Source organism: Paracoccus sp. DMF (assembly GCF_004407025.1).
Classification (GTDB): Bacteria; Pseudomonadota; Alphaproteobacteria; order Rhodobacterales; family Rhodobacteraceae; genus Paracoccus; species Paracoccus aminovorans_B.
Map to the genome: position 1 here is coordinate 1 of NZ_SOKV02000103.1, position 3,026 is coordinate 3,026.

Below are 3,026 nucleotides of genomic sequence, written 5' to 3' on the forward strand. Positions count from 1 at the left end.
CTCGTAGGCGTGGAGGAAGGTGTCGGGACCGGTCAGGATCCCCACATGCTTGGCGATGGCGCGGGGCTTCATGCGGAAGAGCACCAGCGCGCCGGGACCGGCCTCTGCCGGTTCCACTTCGATCATCATGGCGCGCGCGCCCTCGGCCAGCACCTCGCGCGGCCCGGTCTCGCCCCAGTCGCGGCTGTAGGGCGGGATCGGGAACGGCTCGGGGCCGACGACCTCGCGCCAGACGCCCCGCGCCAGCCCGAGGCAATCGCAGCCGACACCGCGCAGGCTGGCCTGATCATGATACGGCGTTCCGAGCCAGGACCGCGCAATGGTGATGACGTGCTGGGGATCAGCGGCTTTCACAGCACACCTCCGTCGTGACCACCGTCCTTGGTGGCATAGCGCAGCACGGCATCCTGGCCCGGGATGTGCGGGAAACCCCGGAAGTTGACGGTATTGGCGAACTTCGCCCCGCAGGTCTCCATGCGCTTGTCGCAGCCCGCGCGGATGGTGAAGGCATCGCCCTCGGCGATGGACCGCACCGGCGCCTCGAGCAGGGTCAGGATCGCGACGCCGTCCGTCACGTCATGGCCCAGCACTTCCGCGCGACGCCCCGCATTCGCGTCGCTCGTCCATTCGATGGTGCCGAAGGTGAACCAGCCGGAAGCGAACCCGCCGAGCCCCGAGGCGGTGAAGGCCCTGTCGCGCAGGAGATCGATGACGGCGCCCGTGCCCTTGAATGCGGGATCCTCCAGATCGACGCCGCAGCGCGCATCGCCAAGCGCGGCGTCGCAACTCGCCTGGAACGTCCGCCCGACCGTCTGGCCCAAGACGTGGGCGAGCGAGCGGACCTCGGCGACGAAGGCGAGCCGCCCGCGCCGGATCTGACCTATGGCGCCGCGCCGCATCAGGACGCGCTGGCCGGTGTCGGCCCAGTTCACGCGCCAGACATCGACCTCGGCATTGTCCCAGCGGCCGTCGAGGATGTCGGTTTCGGTGATCCGGTCCGAGGTCAGCACGCCCTCGGCGTCCTGCGCGTCGACGGACAGGTCGGAGCCGGAGCGCACCTCGGAAGCCGTCAGCCCGCTCTCGGGTTCAAAGTCGGTGCCGTCGAAGCTCAGCGTCCGGTCGTGGTCGGTGAAGCCGAAGGTCACGCCATCGGCCCGGGTAATCCGCCAGCACCAGGCGAGCGTCGTCGTGCCCTCGTCGAGATGGGCCTGCAGGGCGGGCGAGAGGGATTTCACTTCCGCCCCCAGCCGCGAAGCAACGCCAGAGAGGCCAGCGCTGACGAGACGACACCACCGCCAGCGCCGGTCAAGGCGTAGAGGTTAAAGGGCCTCAGGTCGAATGTGCCGGTCGCCAGATCGAAATCAGCCAGCCCGGCCATCGCCAGACCAGAGGCCGCCAGACAGGCAAGGTAGATCAGCCCACGCGCGAGGTTCCAGTTCATGATGTTGCCTTTCCTCTGAAATGGTCCAACAGCCTCCGCCACCAAGACGGAGCGAAAATGGTTTGCGTCGGCACTGGCGCGCTTGCGGGGCGCAGCAGCGCCAGCGCTTCGTCCTCGGTCAGGCGCCGGATCGGTCGCGAGAAATCGACCCGGCCGTTGCGATCCACCGACCAGACCGGGATCGTTCCGGCGGGATAGCGGCCCGTGGCGAAGAGATCGCGCTCGGCCTCACGGCGCGGGCGGATCGCGGCGGGCTTGAGCCAGCCCATGAAGGCTGCTGCGGCGGCCACCCGGTCGCCCGCGTTCAGGTGCCGGGTGAGCGCCGCCTTGGCGATGCCACCGGTATTGTAGTGGAACGAAACCAGCGCATCGAACTCGTGCGGCTTGAGCGGCACCTTCACAGCGCGCAGGACGGCGGCCTCGTAGCGAGCGAGATCGAACCGGAAGACCCGGAAGGCTTCGCGGATCCCGGCATCGAGATCGGCGGGCATGCCGCGCGGCATCGTGGCGGGATCGGGTGCCCCGGCGGCAGCCGTGTGCCCGATGCCGAAGGTCCAGACCTGTTTCACATCCGTGTAGGGTCCGGGCACGATGCCTTCGTGCCGGACAAGGGCCAACAGGCCCCGGTCAGTCATGTGCATGGAAGTTACCCCAGAAGCGAGAGGATCAGGATCAGCGCGGCGATGGCGATGCCGACGCCCAGCCGGTGGCGGAAGGCCTGGCCGGGATCGGCCGGGTCGCAGCGCAGGGAGCGCGCGAGGCGGAGAAGGTCATGCATCGCCGTCGCCTTTCCCGGCATGGCGCAGGCGGGCGAGCAGCACCTCGATAAAGGCGGGACCGAAGACGCCGACCAGATAGGCGGCCGATCCGGCCGCGCCCCCGGCCGGGATTGCCTCGGGCGGCAGTCCGAGCCAGCGGGTGATGATCGCCATCGACAGGCTGCCCATCCCGGCCGCGATCAGACCGCCGAGCAGGATGTGGCGCAGAGCGTCGCGCAGCCGCATTTTCGTCGTCAGCGCGTTGGTCGCGCCGCCGAGCGCGCCCCAGGCGGCGAGGATCACGGCGGTAGAGGCGAGCAGTTCCTTCAGCGCCGCTGCCAGAAATCCGGTTTCATCATTCATCGTCGGATCTCCAGAAGCGGGATGGAGGTGATCGAGCCCAGCCGCTCGAGGTCGAGCGTCACGTCGAGCACGTCGGTGTCGAAGCGGACCGGAACATCGAACTCGAAGCCCGCGGTAATCGTGGCGCCAGCGCTCGGTGCCCCGGCGAAGGTGATGACGCCGGTCGTGGTGTGGACGGACCAGCCGGACGCCTGGGGCGCGCTATTCAAGGCGATGGCGACCGAGCCCGCGACCGGCTTGGTGATGGTCCGCACCCATGTCTGGCTGCCTGAGGCGTAGCGCTTCACCAGCTGGAAGGCGGTTGTCGTGCCATCGCCGGTGCCAATCACCTGGTCTGTCGGTGCGGGTGTCCCCGAGGGCAGGCAGGATTTGTGATCGCCCCAATCCTTGAACCGGAAGCCATGGAGGCGACCATTGCGGGCCTCGAAGAAGGCGACGACCGCCGCCAGATCGTCGGCGCGGCG

General features: G+C 68.8%; 7 protein-coding genes. All 7 read right to left on the bottom strand.

Going from position 1 to position 3,026, the window contains the following annotated elements; translation table 11 throughout:
* Positions 1–354: NlpC/P60 family protein (locus tag E3D03_RS20300; protein ID WP_263568456.1), on the bottom strand; the 354-nt coding region annotated here is incomplete at its 3' end.
* Complete coding sequence (locus E3D03_RS20305; RefSeq protein WP_263568457.1) at positions 351–1,235, bottom strand: DUF2163 domain-containing protein; 885 nt, start codon at positions 1,233–1,235, stop codon at positions 351–353. The genes E3D03_RS20300 and E3D03_RS20305, both read right to left, overlap by 4 nt.
* Positions 1,232–1,441: a hypothetical protein gene (locus E3D03_RS20310; protein WP_119896236.1), complete on the bottom strand. Its 210-nt coding sequence runs from the start codon at positions 1,439–1,441 to the stop codon at positions 1,232–1,234. The genes E3D03_RS20305 and E3D03_RS20310 overlap by 4 nt, the downstream gene beginning before the upstream one ends.
* The gene (locus E3D03_RS20315) at positions 1,438–2,082 is read right to left on the bottom strand and encodes a lysozyme (RefSeq protein WP_263568458.1); all 645 of its coding nucleotides are present in this window, start codon (positions 2,080–2,082) and stop codon (positions 1,438–1,440) included. Before E3D03_RS20315 ends, E3D03_RS20310 begins: the two co-directional genes overlap by 4 nt.
* A 5-nt stretch (positions 2,083–2,087) precedes the next feature.
* The gene (locus tag E3D03_RS20320) at positions 2,088–2,219 is read right to left on the bottom strand and encodes a hypothetical protein (protein WP_255453271.1); all 132 of its coding nucleotides are present in this window, start codon (positions 2,217–2,219) and stop codon (positions 2,088–2,090) included.
* The gene (locus E3D03_RS20325) at positions 2,212–2,562 is read right to left on the bottom strand and encodes a hypothetical protein (RefSeq protein ID WP_058248933.1); all 351 of its coding nucleotides are present in this window, start codon (positions 2,560–2,562) and stop codon (positions 2,212–2,214) included. Before E3D03_RS20325 ends, E3D03_RS20320 begins: the two co-directional genes overlap by 8 nt.
* A partial coding sequence (locus E3D03_RS20330; protein WP_263568459.1) for a DUF2460 domain-containing protein occupies positions 2,559–3,026 on the bottom strand: 468 nt, incomplete at its 5' end. The genes E3D03_RS20325 and E3D03_RS20330, both read right to left, overlap by 4 nt.